This window comes from Vibrio sp. 99K-1 (assembly GCF_013114585.1).
Lineage (GTDB): Bacteria > Pseudomonadota > Gammaproteobacteria > Enterobacterales > Vibrionaceae > Vibrio > Vibrio chagasii_B.
The window spans coordinates 175,937-200,471 of the sequence record NZ_VTXF01000006.1 but is presented as its reverse complement, the minus strand read 5'-3'; the positions used below and the strand labels follow the sequence as shown (position 1 = coordinate 200,471).

23 protein-coding genes are annotated in these 24,535 nt (G+C 43.8%); 10 read left to right on the top strand and 13 right to left on the bottom strand.

Features of this window, described 5'->3' with window-relative positions:
- Nucleotides 1–385 precede the first annotated feature (385 nt).
- Nucleotides 386–1,405, bottom strand: a complete 1,020-nt coding sequence (locus F0228_RS07110) for a succinylglutamate desuccinylase/aspartoacylase family protein (RefSeq protein WP_061032228.1) — start codon at nt 1,403–1,405, stop codon at nt 386–388.
- Between the two features lie 376 nt (nt 1,406–1,781).
- Here F0228_RS07110 and F0228_RS07105 point away from each other — a divergent pair, with 376 nt between their 5' ends.
- The 3 genes from F0228_RS07105 to F0228_RS07095 all read left to right on the top strand — a co-directional run bounded on the left by F0228_RS07105 (nt 1,782) and on the right by F0228_RS07095 (nt 4,508).
- Nucleotides 1,782–2,774, top strand: a complete 993-nt coding sequence (locus F0228_RS07105; RefSeq protein WP_171730542.1) for a porin — start codon at nt 1,782–1,784, stop codon at nt 2,772–2,774.
- Nucleotides 2,775–2,930: 156 nt separating this feature from the next.
- Complete coding sequence (locus F0228_RS07100; protein ID WP_171730541.1) at nt 2,931–3,821, top strand: DMT family transporter; 891 nt, start codon at nt 2,931–2,933, stop codon at nt 3,819–3,821.
- 69 nt (nt 3,822–3,890) lie between these two features.
- Nucleotides 3,891–4,508, top strand: a complete 618-nt coding sequence (locus F0228_RS07095) for a glutaredoxin (protein WP_061032226.1) — start codon at nt 3,891–3,893, stop codon at nt 4,506–4,508.
- Between the two features lie 147 nt (nt 4,509–4,655).
- Here the strand turns inward: F0228_RS07095 and F0228_RS25940 are convergent, their stop codons facing one another.
- The 3 genes from F0228_RS25940 to F0228_RS07085 all read right to left on the bottom strand — a co-directional run bounded on the left by F0228_RS25940 (nt 4,656) and on the right by F0228_RS07085 (nt 6,686).
- Entirely contained in the window at nt 4,656–4,790 is a 135-nt protein-coding gene (locus tag F0228_RS25940) for a hypothetical protein (protein ID WP_004737777.1), read from the bottom strand.
- A gap of 242 nt (nt 4,791–5,032) precedes the next feature.
- The gene (locus F0228_RS07090) at nt 5,033–5,383 is read right to left on the bottom strand and encodes a hypothetical protein (protein WP_004737776.1); all 351 of its coding nucleotides are present in this window, start codon (nt 5,381–5,383) and stop codon (nt 5,033–5,035) included.
- Nucleotides 5,384–5,480: 97 nt separating this feature from the next.
- Nucleotides 5,481–6,686, bottom strand: a complete 1,206-nt coding sequence (locus F0228_RS07085; protein ID WP_061032225.1) for a multidrug effflux MFS transporter — start codon at nt 6,684–6,686, stop codon at nt 5,481–5,483.
- A gap of 107 nt (nt 6,687–6,793) precedes the next feature.
- On the opposite strand from F0228_RS07085, the gene F0228_RS07080 reads away from it, so the two are divergent.
- Together F0228_RS07080 and F0228_RS07075 are read left to right on the top strand one after the other, a co-directional pair.
- Entirely contained in the window at nt 6,794–7,690 is an 897-nt protein-coding gene (locus tag F0228_RS07080; RefSeq protein WP_004737774.1) for a LysR family transcriptional regulator, read from the top strand.
- Nucleotides 7,691–7,795: 105 nt separating this feature from the next.
- The gene (locus F0228_RS07075; protein ID WP_061032224.1) at nt 7,796–9,640 is read left to right on the top strand and encodes a bifunctional diguanylate cyclase/phosphodiesterase; all 1,845 of its coding nucleotides are present in this window, start codon (nt 7,796–7,798) and stop codon (nt 9,638–9,640) included.
- A gap of 146 nt (nt 9,641–9,786) precedes the next feature.
- Here the strand turns inward: F0228_RS07075 and F0228_RS07070 are convergent, their stop codons facing one another.
- The 3 genes from F0228_RS07070 to F0228_RS07060 form a co-directional block, all read right to left on the bottom strand.
- The gene (locus F0228_RS07070) at nt 9,787–11,079 is read right to left on the bottom strand and encodes a peptidoglycan DD-metalloendopeptidase family protein (RefSeq protein ID WP_061032223.1); all 1,293 of its coding nucleotides are present in this window, start codon (nt 11,077–11,079) and stop codon (nt 9,787–9,789) included.
- A 342-nt stretch (nt 11,080–11,421) separates the two neighbouring features.
- Nucleotides 11,422–11,721, bottom strand: a complete 300-nt coding sequence (locus F0228_RS07065; RefSeq protein WP_004737771.1) for an isoamylase early set domain-containing protein — start codon at nt 11,719–11,721, stop codon at nt 11,422–11,424.
- Between the two features lie 123 nt (nt 11,722–11,844).
- The gene (locus F0228_RS07060; RefSeq protein WP_061032222.1) at nt 11,845–12,498 is read right to left on the bottom strand and encodes a hypothetical protein; all 654 of its coding nucleotides are present in this window, start codon (nt 12,496–12,498) and stop codon (nt 11,845–11,847) included.
- A gap of 32 nt (nt 12,499–12,530) precedes the next feature.
- On the opposite strand from F0228_RS07060, the gene F0228_RS07055 reads away from it, so the two are divergent.
- The 4 genes from F0228_RS07055 (at nt 12,531) to F0228_RS07040 (ending at nt 17,746) form a co-directional block, all read left to right on the top strand.
- Complete coding sequence (locus tag F0228_RS07055) at nt 12,531–13,013, top strand: GFA family protein (protein ID WP_171730540.1); 483 nt, start codon at nt 12,531–12,533, stop codon at nt 13,011–13,013.
- A gap of 152 nt (nt 13,014–13,165) precedes the next feature.
- Nucleotides 13,166–13,840 carry a YoaK family protein gene (locus tag F0228_RS07050; protein ID WP_061032221.1) on the top strand — a complete coding sequence of 225 codons (675 nt, stop codon included), beginning with the start codon at nt 13,166–13,168 and terminating at the stop codon, nt 13,838–13,840.
- A gap of 228 nt (nt 13,841–14,068) precedes the next feature.
- Entirely contained in the window at nt 14,069–15,439 is a 1,371-nt protein-coding gene (locus F0228_RS07045; RefSeq protein WP_105058409.1) for a YjiH family protein, read from the top strand.
- 435 nt (nt 15,440–15,874) lie between these two features.
- Nucleotides 15,875–17,746, top strand: a complete 1,872-nt coding sequence (locus F0228_RS07040; RefSeq protein WP_061032220.1) for a methyl-accepting chemotaxis protein — start codon at nt 15,875–15,877, stop codon at nt 17,744–17,746.
- A 130-nt stretch (nt 17,747–17,876) separates the two neighbouring features.
- Here F0228_RS07040 and F0228_RS07035 read toward each other — a convergent pair whose 3' ends face one another.
- Together F0228_RS07035 and ppiC are read right to left on the bottom strand one after the other, a co-directional pair.
- A complete protein-coding gene (locus F0228_RS07035) occupies nt 17,877–19,262 on the bottom strand; it encodes an alpha-amylase family glycosyl hydrolase (RefSeq protein ID WP_061032219.1) in 1,386 nt (461 codons plus the stop codon).
- Between the two features lie 273 nt (nt 19,263–19,535).
- The gene (gene ppiC / locus F0228_RS07030; RefSeq protein ID WP_081090320.1) at nt 19,536–19,865 is read right to left on the bottom strand and encodes a peptidylprolyl isomerase PpiC; all 330 of its coding nucleotides are present in this window, start codon (nt 19,863–19,865) and stop codon (nt 19,536–19,538) included.
- 163 nt (nt 19,866–20,028) lie between these two features.
- Here ppiC and F0228_RS07025 point away from each other — a divergent pair, with 163 nt between their 5' ends.
- Nucleotides 20,029–20,943 (top strand): chemotaxis protein, encoded by a 915-nt coding sequence (locus F0228_RS07025; RefSeq protein WP_017630084.1) that lies wholly within the window; start codon nt 20,029–20,031, stop codon nt 20,941–20,943.
- Between the two features lie 92 nt (nt 20,944–21,035).
- On the opposite strand, the gene F0228_RS07020 is transcribed toward F0228_RS07025, so the two are convergent.
- The 4 genes from F0228_RS07020 to hutW all read right to left on the bottom strand — a co-directional run bounded on the left by F0228_RS07020 (nt 21,036) and on the right by hutW (nt 24,411).
- Nucleotides 21,036–21,596, bottom strand: a complete 561-nt coding sequence (locus F0228_RS07020; protein ID WP_171730539.1) for an ATP:cob(I)alamin adenosyltransferase — start codon at nt 21,594–21,596, stop codon at nt 21,036–21,038.
- A 160-nt stretch (nt 21,597–21,756) separates the two neighbouring features.
- Entirely contained in the window at nt 21,757–22,287 is a 531-nt protein-coding gene (gene hutZ, locus F0228_RS07015; RefSeq protein ID WP_102295703.1) for a heme utilization protein HutZ, read from the bottom strand.
- A gap of 135 nt (nt 22,288–22,422) precedes the next feature.
- Nucleotides 22,423–22,944 carry a heme utilization cystosolic carrier protein HutX gene (gene hutX, locus F0228_RS07010; RefSeq protein ID WP_061032216.1) on the bottom strand — a complete coding sequence of 174 codons (522 nt, stop codon included), beginning with the start codon at nt 22,942–22,944 and terminating at the stop codon, nt 22,423–22,425.
- Between the two features lie 57 nt (nt 22,945–23,001).
- Nucleotides 23,002–24,411, bottom strand: coding sequence for a heme anaerobic degradation radical SAM methyltransferase ChuW/HutW (gene hutW, locus F0228_RS07005; protein WP_061032215.1), 1,410 nt, complete (start codon nt 24,409–24,411; stop codon nt 23,002–23,004).
- Nucleotides 24,412–24,535: the final 124 nt, after the last annotated feature.

Here is a 24,535-nt window from a genome sequence, read left to right as displayed (position 1 = left end):
CAAACGTATAAAAGTGAAACTAAAAGGCCTGACTCCGATAGAATATCGAACTCAGGCCTTGAAAGCCGCTTAACAGAAATGTCCAACTTTACGGGGTCACTTCATTGTTTAACTCACAGTAGGCTTTTTTGTTTATCAGTATTTGATCGCAGCGGTTAGAGGTCATGACTGTAAGGTCATCATTTTGAAATAGAAAAACACTCTAAGTGTCACCGTCTCGCAATGGATTCTTAATCTATTCTCGTTAGCCTAAAAGCAGTTTTGTCGAAGAGTGCGAAGACGTGTTAACTCGAGACAACTGTCCTTTGACCGAGCTTGGCTCGGTCTTTTTTTAGGTGTTTCAAAGGTGATAGAGCAAGTGCCTAAAGGTGAAAGTCGATAGGAGCTAACTCAATAAACGACAGACAAGCGCACCTGGTTCTCTCAGCGCGTCCACGTTATAGCTAAGGACACGTCCAGCAGATGGCGCGTGATAACGACGGCACTCATTACCAAACGCATCATATTGAACAGCCAACAAGTCATCCTTATCTACACTTTGTAGAAGTTCAACTTGAGGCAGCACAAATCCACCAATATCAGCACGAATCGACACCACGTTGTTGCCTTCAACCCAATCCATGCCAGGTAACTGCTTGTTTATCTGGTCACAGGCTTGATCAGATTCAAACATGTCATAGTAAGAGAGCATATTAAATACGCCGTCAACCGCTCTTTGAATCATATCGGGCTGAGTAAACTTACCCATCCCTACTTCAACCGTAATACTTGGAATTCCACTTCGATTCCAGACCGTTTCAAGAATGCCGGGATCGCCGGGATCATTGAGCACGCAGTCTGGCTGCATCAGTCTCGCCATCTCTAAACATTGGTCAATTCTGTAATCCGCAAATACATATAGCGGGTATACCGCACCACGAGTTTGGGTATGTAGGTCGACGGCGAAAGTAGCATTGTGCTTGAGTAAACGCTCCCATAAAGAAGCAACAAAGCGCTCGGCTGCCAAGCCATGTGGGTCTCCGGGGAAAAGTCGATTAAGGTTGGCAGGGCAAGAACCTGGGTCCGAAGAGATGAAGTCTCGGCTATGATTCAGTAAACCTGACAGATTCACCGTTGGTACAACAGTCACGGTTCCTTTTAGCTCTTTCCCCACTAAGTCTCGGATAATTTGCTGTGCAGCCAGCACACCATTGAGTTCATCACCATGGATACCAGCGGTGATCATCAACTTAGGTCCATCTTGGCTACCTTTAAAAACAGAGACCGGCATATTTTTTGGTTGTCCTAATCCATCGCTAGTGACTTGAAACCAAAACTGATGCTCTCCAATCGGCAAGTCCTCAACATTCAAAGAGCCAACAACCTGCCTACCTTGTAAAACATCGCCTAAGTACTCTGTTCTCATCCAACTTCTCCATGCTTTTGAACAAAATCTATTCTGTTGCCAGTTTTTGCATCATAGAGGATATCGTAACCAGTACAAGCAGTTAATCAGCCAAAGAGACGCTACTCGTTTGCTCTCCCTTCCCACTTCCTCAATTTATCTTTCAGATTGAGACCGCCCCGGTTACCACTCTCCAATTACTCTATTTGGATAACTATTCACTAATCACTCAACCAGTTGAAACAAAAGTGCAATAAAATCAACACTTAAAAAAGTCCCCTATTCACTGAAATGTAATTTTATAGAAATGAAAGCTTAATTTAGCTGCTCTAAATTAGCTTCATATCGAAACGGAGAGCACTTCGCTCACGGATTTTAAAATACAAGGTAAGTGATTATGAAAAAGGCAGTTCTAGCTTCTGCAGTGGTAGCAGCACTAGTTTCAGGTTCATCTCTAGCAGGTACCGTTTACAGCTCTGACGGTACTGAGCTTAAGATTGGTGGTCGTGCGGAATTCCGTGGTGACTTCATTGGTTCAGGTGGTGCTGAAGTTGAAGGTACAATGGAAGATAAAACTCGTTTCCGTTTAAACCTTGGCGGTAAAACAGAACTTACCGATACGGTTACTGCATTCGGTTTCTACGAAGCAGAGCAAAGCACTGGCGATAGCGAGTTTGATAACCGTTACATGTACGCTGGTGTGGATTTCGATGGACAAGCAGTTTCAGTAGGCCGCCAAGACATGGCTTCAGTCATTGTATCTGACTTTACAGATATCACTGAGTTCTCAGGTGTTCAGCAAGTAATCGATGCAGCTTCAGATAAAGAAGATAGCGTATTTGCATACCGCGGTGGCTTTGATGCCCTTCAGTTAGAAGCAACTTACCAAGCAAATAGTGAAAAAGACACTGATGGTTACGGCATCTCTGGTGTTTATTCATTGCCAATCGGTCTAGACCTTGGTCTTGCATACTCTGGTCAGGATCTAGGTGCAGGTAACGGAAGCGCAAACCAAATCCTTGCTGGCCTAGCATATTCACTAGATAACCTTTACCTAGCAGCAACTTACTCAACGGGTGACTTAAACGATAAAGCCGTTGGCCCTATCGCTGAGTCATTCACTGCAATGGAATTCGCAGCACAATATAAAATCACTAAGCAAGTTTCTGCTGCAGCAGTATACACATACCAAGAAAATGAAGCGGCAAACGGTTCTACAGCCGACTCTGTAGATGGTATCGAGCTTGTTGGCTACTACAAACTAAACAGCAACTTCCGTACATACCTTTCTTACTACATCAATGGCTTAGATGAAGTGAAAAACGTAACTACAGGACTAACAACTGAAGGTGAAGATACGCTTCGCCTAGGTGTTCGCTACGACTTCTAATCTAAATTTACTTTAGGTAGACGCTAAAAAGGTTGGGCAATTGCTCAACCTTTTTTCATATTCGAATATTCTGACCAACTTCATCAATGCTTTTTTCTGGTTAAGTGGTGCTAAATCCGTATCATAGGCAAACCACATCAAATAATTAGAAACATCATGTCACAACACCATCCGATCCAAGGCGCTAGCTGGATGCTTACTGCAGGTTTAGCCTTTGCCGTAATTAACAGCCTGACTCAAATTGCTAGCATTCATTTCGGACTGACTTCTACTACCGTTGCTGTCATTCAATACGCCATCGCTTTATTAGCCATTCTTCCCTACTTGAAAACACTAGGCATTCGCCGTGCACTCAAGACCGACAACCTCAAACTGCACGTGTTCCGTGTCTTTTTGTCAGTCATTGGAATCCAGCTTTGGATATGGGCGCTCGCTTACCCAGTGCCGATTTGGCAAGGTATTGCCCTTCTCATGACGTCACCCTTGTTTGCGACAATAGGCTCAGGATTATTCTTGAAAGAGAAAGTCGGAGCTGCGCGTTGGGGTGCAACCTTGGCAGGCTTCATTGGTGCAATGATCATTCTAGAACCGTGGGCGGAAGACTTTAGCTGGGCAACCTTATTGCCAGTTGGCGCTGCATTCTTCTGGGCGTGCTACTCGCTGATGGTAAAGAAGCTGTCATCACAAGATAGTCCGTCAACTATGGTGGTCTATCTACTGTTGTTGATTACACCATTCAACATCATGTTAGCCATACCAGACTGGCAAACACCGAGTGGCGTTACCATATGGGGTATTTTAGCCGTCATTGGTGTTTTAACCGCCCTCGCACAATGGGCCATTGTAAAAGCTTACTCAGTGGCTGATGCATCCTTTGTCCAACCCTTTGACCATGCAAAATTACCTCTAAATGTGCTTGCTGGATGGCTAGTTTTCAGTTGGGTACCGCCAGGTCGTCTATGGTTAGGTGCGGCAATCATTATTGCGTCTGTCGCCTTCATTACCCACTGGGAAACAAAAAAACCAGCTAAAACGAAGAAAATTTAGAAGGTTTGAAATAAATAGTTCTGCTGTCCGTTCTATATTGATAAGAGAATTTGAAGCGAGGTCGTAACCATGAAGAAACCAATCAAGATTACACTATACCGTTGGGCAGGCAGCTGGGGTCCATTTAAAGTAAACATCCCATGTGGAGAATGTACCCTTACCAAAGACATTCTGAAAGACACCTTTGAGAATGAACTGGCAGATGTCGACGTCGAACTAGAAGTGAAAGATTGGTTGTCTCACTGGTGGGAGCCTCTAAAACTTGGGGCTTGGCATGCTCCTATCTTAGTTGTGGAAGGCAAGGTAGTAAGCCAAGGTGAAGCGCTCAACCGTGGTGTACTCGTCCAATCGGTAATCCAAGAGTGGACGAAACGAGACAGCCTAAAAGGCAACATTGTTTACGGCAAAGCGACCTGCCCTTACTGCGTAAAAGCTAAAAAGATGCTAGATGAAGCAGGTGTCGAGTATACCTACCATGACGTGGTTAAAGACAGTGCTGCTCTGTATCGAATGATTCCAGAGGTAAAGGCACATATTGGTGAAAAAACGCCAGTGACCGTGCCTCAGATCTGGCTTGATGGTAAGTACATCGGCGGGGCTGATAACTTGGAAGCATGGATGAAAGAAAATGGTTTAGACAGCATTCCAAATAACGTCGTCGATTTATCCAATCAATCAGCAGGCTGATCTTTCTTAGAATATTTCAGTCGCCCATTAATGTTTTTTTGTCCATCCACAATAGAACAAAGCGATAAGAACACCTATCGCGCATACGAAAAAGGCCTTAAACTTCAAAGAGTTTAAGGCCTTTTAAAATTCCGTTTTGAAAAATGCTTACTTAGCCATTTTCTTCATCATTCGCTTGATGAATGATGCTTTTTTCGGCTTTGACTTACCGTACATTGCTTCGTGCATCATGTTTTTTGCTGCCATTTGACCAAGGTATGCGTGGCCTAGTTCGTAGTTCATGCTTATCTCCGCACATAATCAACTTTCTTGTGCGCGGATTCTACACTGAAAACGCTCAAAAACAAGATCCAAATCACACTTTATTGCAAGTCACCTATTTTTATTACAACACACCTTTTATGCGTAAGAGCGGCTTGAGATATTCACAAAAAAAGCAGCTCAAGTGAGCTGCTCTTTATGAATGTTTTGCTTTACAACAGCCGTTTCAAACTATCGCTATGGCTGTTAGCGACAACGAACGTTTAGCTACGCTTTGGCTGTCGGTAAGTTTTACCAGCAATTTGATAAGTCTCTTTTTGCTTTAGTTCGAACATTGTTTCAAAGAACCAAGCGGCAAATTTGATCAAGTCATCGCCTTCGTTCATCACATGCTCGATGTACTCTTGCTCTTCGCCTTGTTCGTTTTCTTGAAGTGTCACGTGATAAATGCGCTTTTCGCCTTCCACTTCAGCTAGCGCAAATTGACCAGTCAGTGATGCGGCAGCCTCAGCGACTTCAGTATCCTCATTGGATTTTAATAGCTCAAGTGCCTGTGGCAGGCCATCTAGTGCGCAGATAGCTTTTACCAGTACTTCAAATTCATTTTGCTGCATGTTTTATTACCTATTAAATGGACGCCAGTATTGTAGAAAACCATCTATCCAAATACAACGTCTTAAAGGTCGTATACACAAACATCAACACAGGAAACTAACTGTATTCGACTTCGGTATCGCTAAGCTTCTTTTTCATTCGTGTTGAAGACCACAACACCGAGCCCATACCCGCGCCGATCACCAGGTAAAACACACCAAGTTGTAGATGAGTCGTTACCCAACTCTCAACCAAGTACCCGCCTAACAAACCCGCTAAGCACATTTGAATAGACCCAGATAATGCAGATACCGCACCCGCTTGTTTCTTATGTGGTTCCAACAACATACTAATAGAAAGGGGGAATGAGATGCCCTGTGCAATGGTCAGCCAAGTAAACGCCCATACTAAGTTAAAGATGGTTAATTCATGTGTCAGCAACCAAGCCCCAGACGCCAAAATGATCAAGATTGCAAAGCTCATTAATTGAGGCGTACTAAAGCGACGATTCAGAACATTCAATGCCACACTGCCAATCAGCAAGCCCGCCGAAGGCACAATCATTAATGAGCCGTATTCCGCAGCTGTCAATCCTAATTGCTCCTGCATTAAGAATGGGAACAAGGATAACGATACCAAACTCGCCATGTAACTCATCCAGTTGTAACTAGCGCTACTTAACACTTGTCGATTGGTTATCAAACTTCCGTAGTTCTTAACGACTTGGCTCACTTGGAAGCGACTCTTACCGTAGGGCAGCGTCTCGTGAAGAACAAAATAGCCCAAAGTGAATATCGCAAGTAGATAGAGTAAAACAAACAAGAACACCGCTTCCCAGCCAAGGTGGAATGATATCCAGCCACCGAACACAGGCGCTATGATCGGCATGATTGAAGCGGTAATCGAAATATAAGACAACGCTTTAGTAAGCTGAGCGCCATCATAACTATCGCGGAGGACGCTACGCCCGAGCACCGAGGCACTACCTGCCCCTAAGCCTTGTAACAAACGGCCTACTTCTAGTGCTGTCATGTTGTCAGAAAAGACGACACAAACAACAGTACCAATCAAATAAACACCCTGACCTAACAAGAAGATAGGTCTTCGTCCAACTGCATCAGACATCGGTCCGTAAAATAGTTGAGATAAACCAAAGCCCACTAAAAATAGTGTGACGAGCAGCTGTACATCAACTTGAGTGACACTTAAGTCAGCAGCAATCAGCGGCAGTGATGGCAGGTAAATACTGACACCCACTTGCCCAGTAGCAATGATCATCATTGCCAACAGTAATGGTGTTTTTTTAAAGATCGATTGGCTCAAAAAATTTCCTTTACGTTTGTTATTTGTTCAAAGATGAGTTTACATTCAGAGCCAGCAATTGATAATGAACCAAATTGGAATTTGATTAAGTCCCAACAGGAAAGAATATGGATTGGATACTTAACGTAAAAAGTTATGTAAAAGTGGTGGAAGAAGGCAGTTTTAACGGTGCTGCCCGCAAGCTCAATACCACCAGCTCAGCAATCAGTAAAAGAGTAAACTGGCTTGAAGAGCGTATCGGGACTCAGCTGCTAAAACGGACGACTCGCTCGATTAGCCAAACCGAAGCAGGCGCACTCTTTTACCAACGAGCCAAAGATCAGCTCGATAACTGGCAGTCGATCATTGATGAGACTCGCTCAGTTAACCAAACCCCTGCTGGCCTATTAAAAATTGGGGCGACCATCGCAGTTGGCTCTAAATTTTTGGTCCAGCATATGGACGACTTCCTAGAAAAGTACCCGGATATTAAAGTCCAGCTCATCACCACAACCTCGGGACAATTGCCTGAACTTGGCTTAGATCTGGTGATAAGTCGCGAACTTGAACAACTCAACTCGTTAAGCTTTAAAAAGACACCTTTGTTCGAGCACAAAGCCGGTTTCTATGCCGCTCCGAGTTACTTGGCGAAACACGGCTACCCAAGCTGTGAACAAGATTTGGAACAACACAATTCGCTGATTTGGGGTGAGCGCCCTACTCGTGAGGTTACCTTAACGAAAGGGCAAAGAATTACATTGAATGGAAACTTTGCGACAACCAACCCTGAGGCTCTATTTCACGCGGCCAAGCGAGGCATGGGCGTGTTATTGACCATCAAAGCCATGATCAAAGAAGATCTAAAACAAGGGACATTAGTTCCAGTATTGCCAAATATCACCGCTGATGAGGTGATGGTTTACGCTTACTACCCTAAGCTTGATTACTCGCATACACGAACCAAACTGTTTTTGGATCACCTTAAAGATAGGCTAGACAAAGAACGTAGCACTCAGATTTTGTGAATCTAATCACAAATAAATTTGAAAAAATATGCATCGAGGACAATAATAAACAAGACACATATCACAATTGTACGCGGTGATTCTGGTTAACTATGGATGGTGACTATGACTCAACATACACAGAACGGCATAATAAACACAGAGCGCATTGGTCGCTTATTGAAGTTGGAAGGTGTCGACCTTCTTGAGTCTGCTGTGCTCACCTTACACCAAACCTTTGATACGCAGTACACCAGCATCATTGAGAAGAAGTACTTTCCAGACCAAATCGTTCCTCTCGTCATCGCGCACTCTGATCATGTTTTACACGATAAGATAAATGCACGTCACGGACATATCTACCAGCAGGCTGTTAATCAAAAACACCCGGACTGTTCGTTTGCTCAATATGTTGTTCAATCTCTACCTACATCGGCCTTTCGGCAGGAGATCACTTCACAAAACTCTATCGCGATCCCGACTCGTACTCAGAGTGGTGAAGTGATGGGCGTACTATTTTCAACTTTCACGTCACCACTTAGTCCAACTCAGCAACAAGAGGTCATCAAACATCATCAGCTATTCGCTGACATCATTATCCATACATTAAGGGAGATGTGGTTCAACGACCGTTCTGAGCAACTGGTGAATCAACTTAGCTATGAAGTCTCGCACGACAGCTTAACAGGCTTACTCAACCGTAGCTGCTTGTCAGATACGCTAGAGTCAATCACTCAGCAAAGCGTGACGCCCTTTTCTGTTGCCTTACTCGATATCAACAGCTTTAAAGCTATCAACGACCAGCACGGAAACTATATTGGTGACAAAGTGCTACAGTTCGTTGCTGAGACGTTGCGCCGCACCTTACCTGAGAACAACCTTACATTTCGTACCGCAGGCAACGAGTTTGCTTTCATCACCTACCACTCAGACCCAATCGCCATTTGTGAGCAAATACTAGCGAAAATCAAACACGGCTACTCAAGCGTCGACATCAAGATCGACTTTGAGGTCAGTATTGGTATTGCCCGCTCAGAAGGAGACAACAAGGATGTCGAGCAGATCATCTTCAACACCAGCTTAGCTTTAAAAGAGTGTAAACAAAGCCCCGATACCCATATTCAATGTTATGACACCCATCTAAGGTTTCGCTACCAAAGAAAGGCGGAGCTCATTGCCGCACTGCGAAGTGAACTTGAAAACCCTATTTCCAATAACCTAACGCCAGATGGCAATGGCATGTACGTGGTTGCCCAGCCTATCGTCGGCCAGGGGGAAAAACGTTGGGAATACTTTGAGGTGCTGACACGCTGGAAAACCGCTCAGCATGGCGATATTTCTCCAGTGGAGTTTATTCAAGTAGCAGAAGAGTCTGGATTGATTGTTGAATTGGGTGAACGCATCATCGAGTTAGTGTGCCGTGCAAAGAAAACGTTAGAGCAAGGGCTAGGCTATAAAATCAAGCTCGGGATAAACTGCTCTGCCCACGAGCTTACCGACTCTAAACGTTATATCTCTTACCTTACTCGAACCATTGAGCAACATCACTTTGCAGCAAACGAGTTTGTTATCGAGCTAACCGAGACCGTATTGCTATCACCGACACAAGAGACAAAAGCCGCACTTAACTACCTCAGAGAGCAAGGTTTTACTATCGCTTTGGACGATTTCGGTACTGGCTACTCCAGTCTGAACTACATTCACAGCTATCCGATCGACTGCATTAAGATTGATGCTACTTTTATTCGCAATTTGCTGACTAACTCCACCTCGGAGAGCGTCGTTTGGTTGATTGTCCAACTGGCGCATCGACTGGATGTGTCACTCGTGGCTGAGGGTGTTGAGAAACGGGAACAGTTAGAAAAGTTGCACGCAATGGGGTGCGACAAGATCCAAGGATATCTCTACTCTCCACCAATGAGACCAGAAGCGATTGTCAGCTACGTGACACATTCTGAGCCACTCGCTTGAGCATACCTAGCGTAGAAAAAGCCCCTAGCCTTGAGAACAAAAAAGCCGCGATACATAGCCTTATAATTCAAAATTAGGCTCAATATCGCGGCTATTTCAATAGTGTGGTCTTAAAAAACTTACTAATGACGACTAAACGTCATTCATTAACTCTTGTTTGATTGCGCTTCTAATTCTTGCTGTAGCAAGGCATCCGCTTCGTCTCTCGCCGCGATAAACGTTGATTTTTCCTTTTTCGGCACAGAGTCTGCCATTGGAATATTCGCTTTCATCGCATCGACAGGACGACCACGTTCAATCAGTTCGTAATGAAGGTGTGCGCCAGTAACTCGACCCGTTTTCCCTGATAACCCGATACGTTGGCCACGAGAAACTGTTTGGCCTTTACGAACTAGAATCTTGCTTAAGTGCAGGTAACGCGTTTTATACGTACTACCGTGTTGAATCACTACGTAGTTACCTGCATAAGGGTGTTTACGCGTCATGATCACTTTGCCGTCACCGGTTGCCTGAACTGGCGTACCAATCGGCGTTGCGAAGTCAGTACCGTTGTGAGGTGAAATTCGGCCTGTCACAGGGTGCAAACGCTTAGGGTTGAATTGAGAGCTTTGACGCCAGCTGCTGCTTACCGGATAACGCTGGAAAGCACGTTGCAAGCTATCACCGCTTGCATCGTAGTACTGCCCATCAGTATGTAAGTACGCAGAAACAACGCGGTTCTTGTTGATGATCTTAATCGCTTCAATTTCGCGCTTGCCAGTGGCAACACCATCGACAAACTGTGCTTTCTGCAGCACTTCAAACTTGTCGCCAGCACGTAGGTCGCGGCTAAAGTTCAGCTTATCTTTTAGCAGCGTAACAATGTGGTCGATCTCAAGGCTATTCAAGCCAAGTTTGTTTGCCGAAACAGAGAAGCTGCCTTGAATGTCACCCACTAAAGGTTTTTGCTTCCACTCACCAGGAATCGAGATGTCTTCAAATTCATAAGAGCTATCTTCAAGCAGACGATAAACTACCTTGTCGGCAACGCTGAATTGAAGTTCCATTTTAGAAAGATCGCCAGTCGCTTCATCACGCCAAAAACGTAACGTATTACCAGGGCGAAGCGTGTCGAGTGCAAGGAAGTTTAAGTCGGTTTCCATCACACTCATCATCGATTTGTAAGAGAAACCAAGCTGAGTGAAAATGCTACTTAAGTTGTCACCAGTTTGAATTTGATACTCAAACGTTGGCGGTTCAATAACCACAACAGGAGAAGATGACAAGATAGACTCAATCACAGTTGAGTCAGGTAAATTTAAATCGATCGTTTTGGTTAGATTCGATTGTGACGATTGCAAAGCAACACCAATTGCTGCAATAAGTGGCAGTCCTAAAATCGCAACTTTTTTTACAGGTGAAAGCTCAGCAAACGGAGAGGAAAATATTTTTGAATACACGGTAAACAGGTCTTTCTACGACATAAAGGCATAGGATATGCTTTTCAAACGCATAAATCATCAATGCATTGTCATAATATGACGCGAATCTTGCTCAGTATCGCTAAGTCATTGAGTTGCCGTGACTGAAACCGTGCTTATCTTAAAATAAAATTAACCGCTAAATTTGAAAATAAAAAAGCAGAAACGGCTAGCTTCTGCTTTATATTGATTTACGTTATTCCGTTTCGATTAATTAATAACCGGAGCGAATTCGTTGATGGTTCCAGCGAATAGCCTAGTGCACTTCGGCGACTCTACCAACCAACGTTTGGTAAAAATACTAATTTCAAAAATGAGCGATTAAGCACTCACCGTCGACACTAAACAGTTGTCTTCACCAAACTCATTTGGGATGTAACGATCGGCATTAGCATCGTTTACCCATTGCTGGTCGTCAACAAGGTAGCGGAATTGAAACTCGCCATCTTTAGGCAGGCGAGTTTTGAATTTGTAAACCTTCCCCTTCGCCAACTTTTTCATTGGTGTTGCTTTCCAATCAAGAAAATCAGCAACGATGGATACAGAATTCGCTTCTTGAGCCTCTAGCTCAAAAGTCACTTCCACTTCATCTTTCGTTTTAAAAAAACGTTTATTAATCATTCGCAAGCTCCATTTGTAAAGTAAGCAGACACAAAGCTATGAGTGTCTAAATTTCATTCATCTACCTAAGATAATATGTAATTTGGCTCACATAAACAACAGATCCTCACATTAACGAAAACGTTATTGCTTACCAATTGATTGCGTATCAAAAGAAAAACTCATTAACACCTTTTCAGATGGGGCTTCTACAAAAGATTGTTCCGCAGAATGCTGAGTAAAACCGATAAAACCTTCCCCGTTTTGTTTACCTTTTGCTTGAGTGACGTCCGGCTGAGCAACCTCTAAAGTTTGAATTTGTACGCGATCACCAAGGAAAAGTTGGTCAACCAATACCACGCGGCTACGCTGTTGATCATGCTTAAATAAACCTAAGTAATAGAAGACCCCGCTGCCTTGGTTAGATACCCACATTGGCGCAACGAAAATGTTGGTATCTCCCAATTCAACACCCAACAACTTTTGAGTATCTACCGTCACCACACCTCGCTCCACGCCCGAGTCGTAGCGACCAGAGGCCAACGACTTAGCTTCATTGACTTCATTAATAAAGGCGTAAGCGTTCGTTTCAGGTACTTTGATTGTCCATGGGTTGGTCGTCTTCAAATCAAACACGGTTTCAACAACCGTGTCATAACTCACTTGAGAAGAAGGGAACTTCGCCAAGATCTCTTCATCAGTTAAACTGAAGCGGTATACGCCCGCCACCACCACGACAACCAACATCACAATTGGAATCAGTAAGATCAGGGGAATTGGTAAGATTTTCTTTTTCATGAGCAATTTTATTCTTTTGTTTTCATCCTGTTGTGCAGACCATAAAGGGCTTTAGTATAATTATCAATACAGGGCTAATCAGAACTGGAGCACGGATGGATATCAATCATAGTAAAGATAAAAATATCAGAAGTTGCGAATGTCGCTGCGGTGCGGTCAATCTCGTGTGTAGAGGAGAGCCTCAACGAACCTCTGTCTGCCACTGCTATGAGTGTCAAAAACGAACCGGCAGTGTTTTTGGTGTACAAGCTCGATTTCTAACAGAGCAAATTTCCTTGAGTGGAGAGGTAACCTCTTTTTCACGCATAAGCGATACTGGCAATGAAGTTACTTATCAATTCTGCCCTAAATGTGGCACTACTATGCTGCTCCAATCCGTTGCTGCCGCTGACTTTTACATCATCCCGCTTGGATTGTTTAAAGAACAAGACTTTCCGTTACCGAGCTTTTCTGTCTACGAAGAACGTAAACACGGTTGGGTCAAATTTGACCATCAAATGAGCCACTATAATTAGTAGCTTTCATCTGCCCAATATTGCGATTACATTTGCAAAGAAACTAACTGCAATAGTGTTGCCTAAGATCAAATATCCAAGCCCCACAGCGCTAGCGTATCTTTTCGCTAGCGTTATAATTTGCCCCTCTTTTTCAACCCAAGGTGAACAACATGATTTCTAAGCTACCACGTTGGGTTGAATACGGGGCTCTCCTACTAGCAGCCCTTGCTGGCAGCGTGAATGCTATCGGACTACTTGGCTTTCAACACCAAGCTATTTCGCACATTTCAGGTACGGTCTCTTTATTGGGGAGTAGCTTGCTCACTCCAACCTCTGCTTCAGTACATCTATTACTCGTCATCATGAGCTTTATGCTAGGCGCTGCTTTCAGTGGTTTTTTCATTGAAAACCAGGCTCTAAAATTAGGTCGTCGATACGGCGTTGCTCTGTGCATTGAGGGTGGCCTACTATTTTTAGCATTATGGGCACTGCTACAAGGCTACACATCCGGTCAGTACTTTGCTTCCGCGGCATGTGGCCTGCAGAACGCAATGATCACTACCTACAGTGGCGCCATTATCCGTACCACACACATGAGTGGGATCATCACGGATCTTGGTATCATGATTGGCGCGCGCCTCAAAGGTATGCCCTTTGACCGCCGTAAAGCCAAACTGCTGATGTTCATCGTCATGGGTTTTCTATTTGGCGGCTTAACGGGTGCTTGCTTATTCCAGCGCTTTGAAATTCTCGCTCTGGCTTTCCCTGCCTCTTTTGCCTTTTTTATTGCGTTTAGCTACTGGCTCTACCTGTCCTATCGAACTGATACATCAGTGAATTTATAAAAAACTGGCAATATATCCTCAAATTACGTAACATCCGCAACACTTTATTCTAAACTCTTAATGGTTAGCAGAATAACCAGCATGAATATTTAGCGATATTTGATGAATAGTATTGCAAGCAATATTAATACTGGGTAATCTTGCATCCATTAAGAAAACACGGACGTTTAGTGAATAAAAATGCCAAGGAAGTGGCTTTTTTACGTGTAGAAATTCGAGAACAATAACATGTCTAACAACACGAATACTGCTCAAACAGAGAAATCTAAAGGCAGTTTCTGGGTTTTCCTAATCCCATCATTGATTGGTTTATTCCTTTTCATGGCTCCAATTAGCTACCAAGGCGATCTCACTATCCCTGTTGCTATCCTAGCCAAGTCAATTCAAGCAGTTTTCGGTGAATACCTAGTCTCAATTATCACTGCAATCGTCGCTTTCATGTCTGTAGCTTCCGTTTTAAGCACCATTTTCAAGCCTACATTCATCACATCGAATTCATTCTTAAACGGTCTTTTCAACCCTTCTCCCCTGTGGTTGTTGGTTCGTTTGATTGGCGGTGCAGCAGCGTTCATGGCGTTCTTCCAAGTAGGTCCTGAGTTTATTTGGGAAGAGAACACCGGCGGCTTAGTGCTAGAAGGCCTGCTGCCTACACTATTTTCAGTGTTCATTTTTGCTGGCCTGTTACTGCCTCTTCTACTTAACTTTGGTTTATTAGAACTGTTCGGCACACTACTAAGTAAAGTCATGCGCCCTATCTTCAACCTGCCAGGTCGTAGTGCTATCGACTGTATGGCTTCTTGGTTAGGTGATGGCAGCGTTGGTATCCTGCTGACAAGCAAACAGTACGAGAAGAAGTTCTACACACAGCGTGAAGCTGCGGTTGTAGGTACGACTTTCTCAGCGGTATCTATCACGTTCAGTCTTGTGGTTATTGCTCAAGTAGAGCTAGAGCACCTGTTCTTACCTTTCTATGCAGCAATCTGTCTAGCGGGTATCGTTGCGGCGGTAATCATCCCTCGCCTACCACCTTTGAGCATGAAGAAAGACACTTTCATCGATGGCAGCAAGCCAGAGAAAGATGCAGATGCAATCCCTGTAGGTCACTCAACGTTCTCTTGGGGCCTTGAGCTAGCAGTAAACAAAGCATCACAAGTTAAATCAGTTAAGTCTGTATTTAGCGAAGGCGTTCGTAACGCAGTGGACATGGTATTTGGTGTACTACCTGTGGTTATGGGTCTTGGTACAATGGCGTTGGTCATTGCAGAGTACACTTCTGTATTCTCATTCTTAGGTCAACCTTTCATTCCGTTCCTTGAGCTATTAGGCGTTCCTGAAGCGGTTGCAGCATCAGAAACCATCGTGGTTGGTTTTGCAGACATGTTCATCCCAGCGATCCTTGCAGCGTCTATCGATAACGAAATGACTCGCTTTGTAATTGCAGCAATGTCGGTAACTCAGTTGATTTACATGTCTGAAGTTGGTGCTCTACTTCTAGGTAGTAAGATTCCTGTCAATATCGCAGAACTGTTTATTATCTTTATTCTGCGTACATTAATTACACTTCCAGTTATTGCAGGCGTTGCTCATTTAATATTCTAAATTAGATACTACTTATATAATAAAGTAAGCAACCCGAATTATAAAGCCTCACTTTTGTGGGGCTTTTTATTGTCCAAAATATGGGCAAATTATAAATTCAAACCCATTTATGTTTAAAAATGGCATATCATTTAAGTTCATATCTTTTATCTAAAATGCCTACCGTATATAGAAAACCAAACGCATAAGTGCAAAATTAATACATTTTTAATTTCATCTTAAACACCCAGTTTGCTTATTCTTCAACTCATTGAAGCAATTACTAAAAGTAACAAATATGTGATTTAGTGAATTTTGTATTGTTTAGATTGTTGTATTTTTGTAGTCTATTTTGTGAATTTACATTCAAGTAAATTTCCATCCTGTCGATACATATAAATACAAAAACACAATTAACTTTAGTCTTCGCAAAGCCTGTGAGAAGGGGAAAATTCAATGAAATTTAGCCATAAGGTGGTTGCTGCATCATCAGCCTTGCTGCTAGTGACAGTATCATTGCTTTCAATACAACAACTTTACACTGTGAGAAGTGCTGTACAAAACAACGTTAATGCGAGCCTAGAAGAAATGGTATCTGGTGTAAAAAACACCGTAGTATCAGAAATGAACGCCAAAAAAGCATTGGCGCAATCGACGACTGAAGTCATCGAGATAAACCCTCAAGACCGCACCTACGTTAAAACTATTCTAGAAAAACCAAAACTGAAAAACAGCTTTCTAGCGGTTGGTTTTGGTTATGAAGCAAACGGTTTCGTTATCGAGAATGATGACGGTTGGGAAGCAGGTCCGGATTACGACCCTCGAATTCGCCCTTGGTATATTGATGCTAAATCCCAAAACAGTTTAGTTGTTACCGCTCCTTATGTGGACGCATCAAGCAAAAAAGTAATTATTTCGGTTGGTACACCAGTTAAAGATAACGGACGCTTCACAGCAGGTATGTTCTACGATTTGGAGCTTACAAACCTGGCAACCTTGGTTAACCAAGTAAACTTATTCGATGCCGGTTACCTATTCCTTGTGACTGCTGATGGCACAACGATTGCCCATCCAAACGCTGAGAATAACGGCGAAAAGCTTTCAAGCTACATGCCACAAGCAACCATTCGCGAAGGCTCTCAAGAGATCGAAGTCGACGGTAAGATGTTCCTAGTTAACTTCACTCATATCCCAAGTGAAGATTGGTACATTGGTGCCATCCTTGATGAAGAGATCGCTTACCAAACGGTCGAAGACTTGAAAAACAGCTCAATGATCTATTCTTTGATCGCTGTGATTCTTAGTATCGTTGCACTCACGGTTCTGATTCGTGTGCTAATGCGTCCACTCGATGCTCTTAACCAAGCGATTCAAGACGTGGCTAGTGGCCAAGGTGACCTAACTAAGCGTCTAGATACCAATACAGATAAAGAGTTCTCTGACCTAGCGAAAGGCTTCAATACCTTTACTGAAAACCTACAAAATCAAATCATTCAATCGAAAGCGATTGGTGTGGAGATTAAACGTGGTACTGAAATCACAGTAAAAGGTGCTGGAGAATCAGCAAGCGCGATGAACACGCAACTGCAAGAGCTAGAACAGCTAGCGACCGCAATGAACGAAATGGCAGTAACGGCAACAGAAGTAGCCAACAATGCTCAAGGCGCAGCGGCAGCAGCTCGTGAAGCCGACGACGCAACACTAGACGGTACTTCTGTAGTAAGTGAAACTACTCAAGCGATTGATAACCTATCTGAGCGTATCGACCAAGCAGTCGCTGAAGTACAAGTTCTAGAATCAGCAACAGCTAACATCGAGACAATTCTTAAAGTTATCAACGATATTGCTGACCAAACCAATCTACTGGCACTGAACGCGGCAATTGAAGCAGCACGTGCGGGTGAGTCTGGTCGTGGTTTCGCAGTCGTAGCCGATGAAGTTCGAACTCTAGCGCAGCGTACTCAAGAGTCGACAACTGAAATCCGCAACATGATTGAACAGCTACAAGCCGGTGCTAGCTCAGTATCTAACGCGATGAATCAAAGTAAAGATACTGCCACTGATGCCGTTGAACGTGCTCAGCAAGCAAACTCTTCACTGGACCGTATCCGTGACGCGATTCAGCGTATCTCTGATATGAACATTCAAATTGCTTCAGCAGCAGAAGAGCAGAGCTTAGTAGCGGAAGAGATCAACAACAACACAGTTAAGATCAAAGACCTTTCAACACAAGTGTCGACTGCTGCTCAAGAAGCGAATACCGCGATGCAAGTACAAACCGACAATGTTCGCCAGCAAGACGAGCTATTGAATAAGTTTACGGTGTAGTTACTTTTGACTGCTAGGAACTAGTTTCTTAGCTTCAAATTAAAAAGGCCCGCTACTCACTCGAGTATGCGGGCCTTTCTTTTGGTCTTTTCATCTTCTGGCTGATCTATTGATCTTTATGAGGCTCAGATTAGTTGGTTATCAACATCATGCATTGATTAGGTTCAACCTTGATCGTAACGGTGTTATCAACACACTCAATCACATCACCGGACAATAAATCCGTTACAGGCCCAGTCCAAGTCAGCGAAGCCGTTTTGCTGCGCTTCGACTTGTTGATCACAACAATGCCTTTGTCTCCACGAACAAACACCATTAAGTCATCATTTGCTTCAACCACACGCATCGCTTCACCATGAACATGATTGTGGAATTGAATCATGCTTTTCATGTAAGGCGCTTGCCAATCATTGAGCCAACGAGGCTGACCATTCTGATCCAGGATACCACTTGTGCTTAATTCACTGTAAACCAGTGGTACACCGCCATCTCGACCAAGAATGAAGGCATGAGCCAAACGCTCGTCCACTTCATCCATTACATGCTCCAAAAACACCTCGTTGTTTGGAATGTCATGGGTTACTGCAAAGGTTATCGCTCTCATGTTCGACAAAGCTTGCCCAAAACAGTACGGGTTAATCAAAGATTTAAAACTGCCCTGCTCTTCAAAGGCTTTGAAGATAGTATTGAACAGTGGGAAATCGTAAGCTCCTAAACGAGTGTGCTTTAGGTAGGGCTCAAGAAACAGTTGGTACTCTTCCTCTGTCGCGCCACCATCGGTGATGATCTCACCAAAGATGTGCATTTCTTCGCAGATATCATCCGTCCACACTTTGCGCAAGTGTGACAGTGTCATGTGCTTTGCAGCATCAATGCGGAAACCTTTCACACCAATCGCTTTCATAGCTTTTAGGTAAGCTCGCTGCTGTTCAACCACATTGTCGTTGTCTAACAGGGTTGGTAAGCCCGGATCGCTGGCTCCGCCAGTAATACGTCCATTCTGCACTTCCCATGTGTCTTTCCAGTTTTTGATTCCAAACGCTTCTACGAAGTCATTTTCATTAAATAACGACTCAGAAAGATCACCAAACAAACGGATAGATTCATAGTATTCTGGGTCTTTTTGGTAAGACGCCATATCTTGTTCATTTGGATAGGTCAGATCACTGCGGATGTCAGACTCGTTTGCCATGTGGTTGAACACCACGTCCACATAGGTACGCAGCCCATGTTGCTTTAACGTGTCTACCATCGCTTTAAAATCTTGTGTGTCACCCAACTGATTATCAATCACACGATAATCTTGTGGCTGATAACGTTGCCACCATTGAGTGCCAGACGCTCTATCGGCGCCCTTAGGGCCGCGCAACGACTTCATCGCTGGTGAAACTAAAACTGATTTATAACCCAACTCTTGGATCAGTGGGGCGTTCTTCATTACGTCAGCGTAGCACCAGTCAAAGGCATGCAAAATAACATCTGTCGCTGGGTTGCTTAACATAGCTGAACTCTCCATGTTGTTCTCCTACCAAACTCGTTTACAACTTTCTAGATAAGGCAAAGGCTAAAAGGCAAAGCTGCTTAAATTTCCTCAAGAATGGTGTTTATTATATGAGTTACTCATTAAAAACCCTCATCCTCCTGCCGATTAGTCACGGCGGATAGTTGAGGGCGTAGCAACAATTATCGCATAACGTCTGGGATGAATACTCAGCCATTATTCACTGATAAGTTACAAAAAAGGAGCGTATATACGCTCCTTTCTATTCCATCTAACACATATCTTACACTAGGTTCTATAAAGAACCTTAACCACGTGCCAGCCGAATTTCGTTTTAACAAGATGTGGGACCAGCGTCTCGCCAGAAAAACAAACCTTATCAAACTGAGGCACCATTTGACCTTTTTGGAACTCGCCTAAATCGCCGCCCTTTTTGCCCGATGGGCACGTTGAGTGCTTCTTCGCTAATGTTTGAAATTTAGCGCCCTTTTTTAGCTGCTTGATGATGTCTTCTGCTTGTTCTTTGTGCTTCACCAAAATATGAAGCGCTGCTGCTGTTCTTGCCATGATAACTCTCAGTTTGTTGCTGTCTGCTTGCCGACTTGCATTCGTCGACAGCGAGTATTTAGCGTGATTTTAACCCAAGAAACACCATTCTTCACTCTATAACCGAAAACAACCGCCTTAAAGCCCCTAAAAACAGTAGAGTTACTTGCCGCGACTGCTATTTCCCTTTAAATTATTCTTTATAAATTAAGGGTGTAGTAAATAGGAGCCAATTATGGCCAAACCGATCAGTAAAGCGAGTCAGTCACAGGGAATGTTGATGTTCAAATTGTCCCTCACTCAAAGTTTTGCGATTGGCACGCTTAAAGTCAGGGAAATCGTGCCTTTTCAACCGATGACCCAAATTCCCTACTCTCACCACCATGTGATTGGCACCGTGACCATTCGCGACCTTACGGTTCCAGTGATTGATATGTCTGCAGCGATTGGCTTTCGCCCAATCACTCCCGCTGAATACAATGATTGTGTACTCATCGTGACCGACTGCTTAAGAACGGTCGTAGCATTCTTAGTTCGCTCAATCGATAAAATAATTGAATGTGATTGGAAGAGTATTGAATCACCACCTGCGAGTGTCGGTCGTAATGTATTTGTGACGGGCATTACTCGTTTTGAAGATCGTATCGTGCAAATGCTCGATGTCGAACTACTGCTCTCTAAGATCTACCCAGATTACGAGAACGCGCATATTCCAATGCTGACCGATGTAGAAAGGGAGCGCCTCAAGGCACTAAACATCTTATTGGTGGATGACTCTTTGATTGCGCGTAAGCAGCTATCTGACGCTCTCGACAGCATCAACATTCCTTATAGCATCTGTAATAACGGTTTGGATGCGATTGACCTAATGCGACGCCAAGCTAGCGTGGGTAAAGCGATTGACCTTCTTGTCAGTGACATTGAAATGCCGGGATTGGATGGGTACGAACTTGCATTTGAAGTACAAAACGACAGTGCATTGAGCCATGCTTACTGTATTTTGCACACCTCGCTATCGAGTGAGATCTGTGTTGATCGTGCGAATCAGGTAGGTGCTCACGAAGCGCTTGAGAAGTTCAATGCGGGTGAGTTAATCGAAGCAATGCTACGCGGAGCAAAAGTCTTAAACGACGCCTCTACGGCTGCTTAGGGCTCTTCACAAAGCTAAACCAGCATCATGCTCAATGGTTTAGCTTCTAAGTCTCTTATTTCTTCAAATATCAATAAGTATAGAGCTAATCGCTAGCCACTCTTTTTCGGCGTAGAGCTTTTGGGCATAGAATAGCTCTTACTCACGAATTCCACTTCCTCTACTTCATTGACATGATTAGTGAAAGACGCCAATGCATACAGTGTGTTCGCGACTAAGTTAGCGTATTTAAAAAGAATCGGATCCGGTGACTTTTTGCTTTCATGGTGCTCAATGCTCACCAAAGCTCGCACCACTTTCTTAGCCTGGCAACGACACAAATGAAGCTCGCTCGATACTCGATTTCCACCAGGTAATACAAACCCTTTGAAGCCACCTTCTAGCTGCTCACGGATATGGTGGTAATCTTGCTTAAGCTCGACCAGTTCGGATTCAGTAATCGCTAATTTCCCACGCACTGATCCATTTAAATGATAGATGTTCGGCTGTAGGCGTTGCAGGATCTCGCGAACTTGTGGTTCTAATTCCAATGAAAGAACCAATCCAACTCGGCAGCAAAGCTCATCCGATAGAATCTCAAAATCACAGATAGGACTGTCTTCATAAATAAACGGGTAACAAAACTCGTCCCAATCTCGACTTACTGGTTTCACGTAGCGATCCTTACACATAAATATTAATCAGACGCCAATATACCAAACTCTTTGATTTAGTCTGCTTTTTCTCACATCAACGGTAGTGTGTTTACAACGATTTTTAGACGTAAAAAAGCCCTCACATTGGAGGGCTTCTTAAATAACCAGTTACATGAGGTTACTCGTTAGATACTTTTTTGTGGCCTTCTTGCAAGTGAACGAAATCTACTAGATCGTCACCCGATACTTGGTATGCCTGACCAAAGCCTTTAACGAACAAGCCGTTCTCTGCTTTAAGATTGAACAGAGAGAAATCTTGAAGCTGGCTCAAACCATCAATGATCTCGCCGAAACGCTCTTGCATCTGGCCAATCACTTGAGTCCAAAGCTCGGTTTCACGCTCGACAACACTTGCTTGTGCATCAAACGTTAAACGCTTACGAGCGTAAAGCTGCTTTGAGCTCTCTTCATCTTCAATCATCATCAAAGAAACTTGTGGGTTCTCTTTCAAGTTACGAGCGTGACGAGCAATATCAGAAATTAGAACAAAGTAACCTTCTTGGTTTTGAACGAAGGGTGCGTAACTCACGTTCGGGCGGCCCTCTTCATCAACCGTTGCCAGTTGGAGGGTACGGCGCTCTTGGCGAAACTCTTTAATTTCTGGACCTAGGCGACCTTGTAGACGTTCTTGTTTTACTTGCTGTTCCATGGGTAATTCCTTACTTCGCTTTCTCAGATTTATTATGTTTGCCCGAGGTTGAGCGACCCTAGTGGCGATTTACAATGACCATTAATCTATGTGGTCCTCGAGCATGAATGTGTTATTAACTGCTGCTGATTTTTCTTAAGCTTGTTCTTTTAGTGCTTTGAAGCGTTCTACTTGGTCAGCAATAAGCTCACGCTTTTCATTGCGGCCTAGGTAAATCTTGAAAATATTCTCACCCGTTTCACTGAAGAAACCAAAGTAATGGCTTTCACGACCCATGAACGCTTTGCTCACCAAACCGATATGTTTGATATTGTCTAACTTAAGGTGACCGTGAAGCTCGCCCTCTTTGCCCATAAGGTTGTAGTAACCACGCGCTACTTTGCCTTTCGGGAACGGCGCTTTTACTTCGAAGATTGAGCCAAATGAGTGTACGATCGTGGTCACTGGTCCCCAACCCACTAAGCCTTCCAAGATTTCTTGAGCACGGCTGCCATCTAGCATCACTGCCATGTCGTTTGGAAAAGCAGCGACTACCTCAACCTCTGAAACGCCAAGCTTCTCTGCAATTGCAGTTGGCAGCAGTTTTGGTTCTTCCTCTAGGATGTGCGCGACACGTTGCTCTAGAGTTTCGGTTACTTCTAATGTTGTATCTGTCATTGGATATATTTCCGTATAAACAAGTAATTACGTAAGTTATAAAATGAAAATTCGATATTAAGCGTGCTTCAAGCTTGCATGCGGGTGAACACCCGAAACTGATGCTTTCGGCGCTGGGTGCATCGCTTGATACTCAGCGTTAAGCACTTGAATAACACTCTGAGCTAGGCTTACTGCCCAGAAGCTGCCAGCGATTGTGAGAGTCAGGTAGTCTTCAGATAGCTCAACTAAACCATTCTGTTCCCAGTGTTCGAACAGCGGTTTTAAATAGTCGAATGTCTCTTGTCCCATAAAGCTTGGTAGCGTACTTCGTCTAACAACACCAGAATCGAAACCTGCCTTTAACGTTGAGAACATCGGTTCCAAAGCGCTCTGCTTAGTCATCATGGCAATAGGTAATTGGCCTAGCTTAATAGACTCCATGTAGCTATCTAAAGTTCGATGTTGCATCACACCATGGCCGCCAATGTTGCCACCAGCACCACAACCAACCGGAAGCACTTCGGCATAAGTTTTCGCTAAGCTGTTGTAAATGCTGCGTTCTCGGTTATCACGAGTCCAGTGGTTTACGCTCAGTTGCTTGACCTTGTGCTTTGCCATGAACTCCACACCTGCCAAATACATGCTCGCCTTATCTGGCGTATTTGCAGGTGGTGGGATTTTTCCTTTTTCAACAAGATTAAGCATAGGTGCATTGCCCGCAACAATCAGTTGGTAGAGGTCAATGCCATGTGCGCCCGTAGACATGTAGTCTTCTAAATCTTGTTGGAACACTTCCATAGATTGATGTGGTAATCCGTATAACAGATCAAGAACGATTGGCGCTTGCTCGGTACGACTCAGTGAACTGATACGTTCCAGTACCACCTCTCGGTCATCTAGGCGCTTAGCACTACGTCGAACTTGAGTATTGAAACTTTGAATACCGAATGAGAAACGATTGAAGCCACCTTCAAGCGCACGATCAAACATCTCGTCGCCAAATCGATTGATGCGTCCTTCCAATGTCATTTCCACATCGTTTGCTAGTGGGAAATATTGACGAATCGCTTTACCCAGCTGCTCAACTTGTTGAGGAGATAAATCGGTGGGCGTTCCGCCACCAATATAAACGGCGTGAAATAGTCCAGACTGAGCCCAAGGCGTTTTGGCTTTCTGCTTTAGCTCGACCATCAGTGCATCGAAATACTCATCTACTAATTTACGGCTTGCGGCATTTTGGAAGAAATTACAGAACGTACAGCGCACCCGACAGAAAGGAATGTGGATATACAAGCAACGCTTATCCTGTTTTTTCCCTTCACTCAGCATCAATTCATCAAAGAGTTCTAACTTCTTACTGGGGTCGACCGGAATTGAACTTCCTCCGGCGTGGGCAGAATGCTTTTTTGCAAACGCAAAACGAAGCGGATCAGGGCTAGAAACACCCAAGATTGATTCGTCAAATTTATAAATATCAAGACTCATATAATCTCTCTAAACACTTACATAGCAAAGCCTGGAAGACTATTCGCTAAAAACTGAGAGAATCATAAATACACGCAAATGATAATGCAATTGATAATTGATCTTATTTAGATTCTAAGCAATA